4 protein-coding genes are annotated in these 5329 nt (G+C 61.4%); all 4 read left to right on the top strand.

What is annotated here, in order from left to right; translation table 11 throughout:
* Window positions 1–169 precede the first annotated feature (169 nt).
* The gene (locus E4Q08_RS23775; protein ID WP_169072227.1) at window positions 170–1519 is read left to right on the top strand and encodes an efflux RND transporter periplasmic adaptor subunit; all 1350 of its coding nucleotides are present in this window, start codon (window positions 170–172) and stop codon (window positions 1517–1519) included.
* Between the two features lie 10 nt (window positions 1520–1529).
* The gene (locus tag E4Q08_RS23770; protein WP_169072226.1) at window positions 1530–4625 is read left to right on the top strand and encodes an efflux RND transporter permease subunit; all 3096 of its coding nucleotides are present in this window, start codon (window positions 1530–1532) and stop codon (window positions 4623–4625) included.
* Window positions 4626–4636: 11 nt separating this feature from the next.
* Window positions 4637–5062, top strand: coding sequence for a hypothetical protein (locus E4Q08_RS23765; RefSeq protein WP_169072225.1), 426 nt, complete (start codon window positions 4637–4639; stop codon window positions 5060–5062).
* A 39-nt stretch (window positions 5063–5101) separates the two neighbouring features.
* Window positions 5102–5329, top strand: a 228-nt coding sequence (locus E4Q08_RS23760) for a P-II family nitrogen regulator (protein WP_169072224.1), incomplete at its 3' end; no start/stop codon positions are given.

Genomic DNA, 5329 nt, shown 5'->3' with positions numbered 1-5329 from the left:
TCTGGATACCCGCCGCGAAGTACTGGAGGCGATGATCGATCTGGCCTGGTGCGCATCGAACTCGAGCAGGCAGCGGGCTGGCATCGGTAGCCGAAGAGCTCGTGATGAGCCATCACCGAGTCGCACACGGCACCCATCACCTGAAAACGTATCCATTGGAAGATCATTCATGAACAAGCTATTCCACGTACTTCCAGCGCAGCGGGCGGCACTTCTCGCGCTCGGCTTCTCCGCCCTGATTCTCGGCGGCTGTGGCAAGACCGAATCTCCGGCCACCACCGCCAAGGCCGGCACGGCAATGAACAGCGCCGAAGAGCCGCACGCCCCTGCCGAGAAGCCAGGTGAGCACCAGGGCAAGGACGAACACGCTGCGGGCGAGAAAGCCGGGACGCACGCTGGCGAGGCTAGCAAAGACGGGGACGGCCACGGCGACGAGCATGGAGCCGGGGGGGTGGAAGCACTCAAGCTCAGCGCCGAAGAAATTCAGTCTGCCGGCATCGAGAGCGCATTAATACTGGTGCAGGAAGTGAGCGAGCCGCTCACCCTGACCGCCACCATCCGACCAAACCAGGACCGCATAGCGCACGTGGCGCCACGCGTCTCTGGGCGCATCGTCAATGTCAAAGCCAACCTCGGCGACCAGGTAAAGGCCGGGCAGACGCTGGCTGTTCTCGATAGCCTGGAAGTCGGCGATGCGTACTCGGCTTACCTGCAGGCAGCGACCCAGCAGTCGGTAGCCAAGGCCGACTTCGAGCGCGCCGAGAAGCTGCACGGCGATCAGATCATTGCCCAGAAAGACCATCTGCGCGCCCATGCCGAGTACGAGAAGTCCAGGGCCGCTCTCGCAGCGGCCAGGGACAGACTGCGCATGCTGGGTGTGGACGCCTCGCCTACGGGCGACGGCAAGGCACGATCCACCTTCCCGGTCAGCACACCGTTCGCCGGAACGGTAATCGAGAAGCACGCCATCCTCGGCGAGCTCTCCCAGCCAGACAGTCCGCTTTTCGTCGTCGCCGACCTGTCGAAACTATGGATCGCAGCCGATCTGTTCGAGAAGGATCTCGGCCGCGTCCAGGTAGGCGCCAGTGCGGTTGTTACCGTCGCCGCCTATCCAGACGAGTCCTTCGAGGGCACGCTGACCTACATCGCGGCAGCGGTCGACAAGGAAACTCGTACCGTGCAAGCGCGTGTGGAAGTGGCGAATCTGGACGGCCGGCTCAAACCGGAGATGTTCGCCACCGTCGCCATCCGTACCATCGAGACAACCAGACAGGGTGCGACAGTCAAAGCCTTGCTGGTCCCCACCGAGGCCGTCGTGTTGATGAATGGTCAGCCCACGGTGTTCATCGAGGACAGCGACGGCTTCGAGCCGAGAGATGTCGTGCTCGGGCAGAAACTGCGTGGGCGCCTAGTGGTCAAGAGTGGCCTGGCGGCGGGCGAGCGGGTGGTGACGGCGGGCGCTTACGCCCTTAAGGCACGCATCATGAAGTCGGAGCTTGGCGCAGGTCACGGGCACTGAGGGGAAAACCATGCTGAACCGTATCGTTGATCTCTCATTGCGCTACAAGCTGCTCGTCTTGCTGGCTTTCGTGCTGATGGCTTTCTTTGGCGTCCGCGCCTTTCTCAACGTCCCGGTGGATGCGTTCCCAGACGTTACCCCGAACCAGGTCAACGTCTATACAGAGTCGCCTGGACTGGCCGCCGAAGATGTCGAGCAACTGCTCACGACGCCGATTGAAACGGCAATGGCTGGCCTGCCGGGGGTCGAGCAGATTCGCTCGGTTTCCCTATTTGGCCTGTCTTACGTCGGCGTCTATTTCAAGGACGATGTGGACATCTACTTCGCCCGGCGCCTGGTCGGAGAGAAGTTGCAGGAGGCCAAGGAACGTTTACCCGCAGGCTATGGCGAGCCTTCTCTCGGACCGAACAGCTCGGGCCTTGGCCAGGTTTTTTGGTACACCGTGGAATCGGCCGACGAGAAACTCTCGGCCATGGACCTGCGCACCTTGCATGACTGGACCGTGCGTCTCATGTTGCGCACCGCGCCGGGGGTAGATGACGTCACCACCTGGGGTGGGCAGGAAAAGCAATACCAGGTCCAGATCAATCCAGAAAAACTGATCAAGTACGGACTCTCCTTCAAGGCCGTCATGGAAGCGCTTGCCGCCAATAATCGGCAGGTGGGCGGACAGTACATCAACCTCGGCCAGGAGCAATATCTGGTTCGCGGCCTTGGTCTGGTGGCCAACACCACGGACATTGGCAACGTGGTCATTGCCGAGCGCGAGGGCGTGCCGATCCACGTGCGCGAGGTGGCCGAAGTCAAGGAAGGCCCGGCGCTGCGCTTCGGGGCAGTGACCCGCGACGGCAAGGAGGTGGCTCTCGGTATCGCCCTCGCACGGATCAACGAAAACCCCAAGAGTGTCGTTGATGCGGTGAAGCAGAAACTCGATCTCGCGCGCCAGGCACTACCTCCTGGCGTCAGCATCAAGCCGGTCTACGACCGTACCGAGCTGGTCGACAAGGCGCTCGCCACCGCCGAAAGCGCCCTCGTGGAAGGATCGATCCTGGTGGCGATCGTGCTCTTCCTGTTCCTCGGGGAAATTCGCTCGGCAGTGGTCGTGATCGCCACTTTGCCGCTGGCGATGCTGTTCGCCTTTCTGATGATGCAGTATTTTGGGCTGTCGGCCAATCTCATGTCTCTGGCAGGTCTGGCGATCGGCATCGGCATGATGGTGGACGGTGCCGTGGTCATGGTGGAGAACGCCTTCCGCTTGCTCTCGCACAAGACTGGTCAGGTCGTGAACCGCACTCACGTCATGCTGGAAGCTGCGCGCGAGGTCATCAACCCGATCGCTTTTGCCATTCTCATCATTATCGTGGTGTTCCTGCCGCTTTTCTCGCTGACCGGTCTGGAGGGCAAGCTGTTCAAACCCATGGCCTTCACGATCACCTTTGCCATGATGGGCTCGCTGATTCTCACGCTTACCCTGGTGCCTGTGCTCGCCGCGCTGATCCTGAAACCCAAGGAAGAAAAAGACACGTTTCTGGTCCGCTGGATCAAGGCGGGCTACCTGCCGATTCTCGACTGGGCGCTGGAAAACAAGAAGAAGGTGATCGTCGCTTCGCTGACCTTGCTCGTCTCGGCCCTCGCCACCTTCCCCTTCCTCGGCAAGGAGTTCATGCCGACGCTCCAGGAAGGCGCCATCATGTTCAGAGCGACCGGCATCCCGTCGACTTCGCTGGAGGAGTCGATACGCGTCTCGCAACGAATGAATGAGGTACTCAAGAAAGAGTACCCACAGACCAAGATGGTACTGGCCACCATTGGACGTGCAGAGAAGGGCGAAACCGCCGACGCCAACTACATGGAGGTGCTGGTAGAGGTGAAGCCGCAAGCTGAGTGGCCTGAGGAGATGTCCATACCGGAGCTTTCAGACCGCATGAAGGAAACCCTGGAGGTGGCGCTACCGACCGTGGTGGTAGGCAACACCCAGCCGATCCAGATGCGCGTCGAAGAACTGATCTCGGGCGTACGTGCGACGCTTGCCCTCAAACTTTACGGACCAGACCTCGCCGAACTCGACCGCCTGGGCGCAGAAAGCAAGGGCATCCTGAGCAGTGTACCTGGCGTCGCCGACCTGTCTCTGGAAGCCAACAAGGGCAAGCCGCAACTGGTCGTGAAGGTCAACCGCGAAGAAGCCGCGCGTTTCGGGATCAACGCTGACGAAATTCTGGAGGTGGTGCAGGCCGGAATCGGCGGTATGGCTGTCAGCACGCTCATTGATGGCGTACGTCGCTTCGACATTCAGGTGCGTCTCGATGCAGCCTTCCGCGATACGCCGCAGGCAATCGGTAATATCCCGGTGCGCACCTCATCCGGCGCCATGGTCCCGCTCTCGCGCGTGGCGACGGTGGAGATGGACGAGGGCTATACCTTCGTGCGCCGCGAGCAATTGAGTCGCTATGCCGTCTTGCAGATGGACGTGAGAGGCCGCGACGTGGACGGTTTCGTCCAGGAAGCGGACGAGAAAATCCGGAGTCAGCTGAAGCTTCCCGAAGGCTACTGGATTGAATGGGGCGGGGCTTTCGAGAATCAGCAGCGGGCGATGGCGCGACTCGCGCTTATCGTACCGCTCACCATTGGACTCATCTTTGTCCTGCTGTACACCGCCTTCAACTCGCTGACCCTCGCCACGCTCATTATTGCCAACGTGCCCTTCGCGGCAATTGGCGGGGTCTTCGGACTGGCGATAACCGGTCAGTACGTCTCGGTGCCCTCGGCGATTGGCTTCATCGCCGTGTTCGGGGTAGCCATGTTGAACGGTATCGTACTGGTGTCATTTCTCAACGACCAGCGCGGCCAGGGCCTGTCGATCCGTGACGCGGTACGCCAGGGGACGGCGCTACGCCTGAGGCCCGTACTGATGACCGCCTCGGTGGCCATCCTCGGCCTCATCCCGATGTTGCTTGCGCAGGGCGTTGGCGCGGAAACACAACGGCCTTTGGCGACAGTCGTCGTCGGTGGCCTGCTCACCTCGACGGCTCTGACGCTGCTCCTGCTGCCGCTCATGTACGAGTGGGTCGAGACGCGCCGCGAGCGTCGCACCAGAACTTCACATTGACGGGGATAACGATGAATACAGTATTCGCCATCGTCGGTCTGGCCGCGCTGACGCTTACCGGTTGCGCAGGACATACGCACGCGCTTGCGCCGGCAAGTGGAAACCCGAGCGTCACGGTTGGCACCTTCAGTCACGAGGGGCGCGAAGCGCCGGCAATGCTCCTGGAGGTCGGGGGGCGGCGTTTCACCGCCCAGGGCTTCGCGATACGCCGCGACACGAACCGCTCGGTCTCGCAACAGCATGACAGTCGCAGCCGGCGTCACAGCGGTATCGCTGCTGGAAGCGATAGCGAACACTACGACTACTCGGCCAATCCGGAATTGCGCGCGGCGGATGGCGCGGTGCTGCGATGCACCCTGACCTGGCCCGCTCGGCAAGCGCCTGCAGGCTATTGCGAGAGGGATGAAGGGACGCGTATCGCTGTCCGCTTTGAGTAAGCGAATCGGCAATCACGAAAAATCCAAAGGAGAACTGACGTGAAGGAAATCAAGGCATTCATCCGCCAGCACCGCATCGCCAACGTGCTTCAGACGCTGCGCGACCTGAAGGCTGCCGACATCAGCTATCACAACATCACGGTCTCCCAGGTGCAGCGGCCCTTGGCGAGTGAGGACCCAGCGCAGCAGCACTACTCCCTGGATCTTGCCGAAGCCGTCGTCTCCGAATACAAACTGGACCTCGTATGTACTGATGAAGTGGCCGAC

Origin of the sequence: Candidatus Accumulibacter contiguus (assembly GCF_012940005.1) — a bacterium.
GTDB lineage: Bacteria > Pseudomonadota > Gammaproteobacteria > Burkholderiales > Rhodocyclaceae > Accumulibacter > Accumulibacter contiguus.
Note: the sequence above shows the minus strand (reverse complement) of the source record. Positions and strands in the feature narration are given on the sequence as shown.

Coding starts and splice junctions, on each gene's coding strand:
- E4Q08_RS23775 (WP_169072227.1), top strand. CDS start 170: ATGAACAAGCTATTCCACGTACTTCCAGCGCAGCGGGCGGCACTTCTC.
- E4Q08_RS23765 (WP_169072225.1), top strand. CDS start 4,637: ATGAATACAGTATTCGCCATCGTCGGTCTGGCCGCGCTGACGCTTACC.
- E4Q08_RS23770 (WP_169072226.1), top strand. CDS start 1,530: ATGCTGAACCGTATCGTTGATCTCTCATTGCGCTACAAGCTGCTCGTC.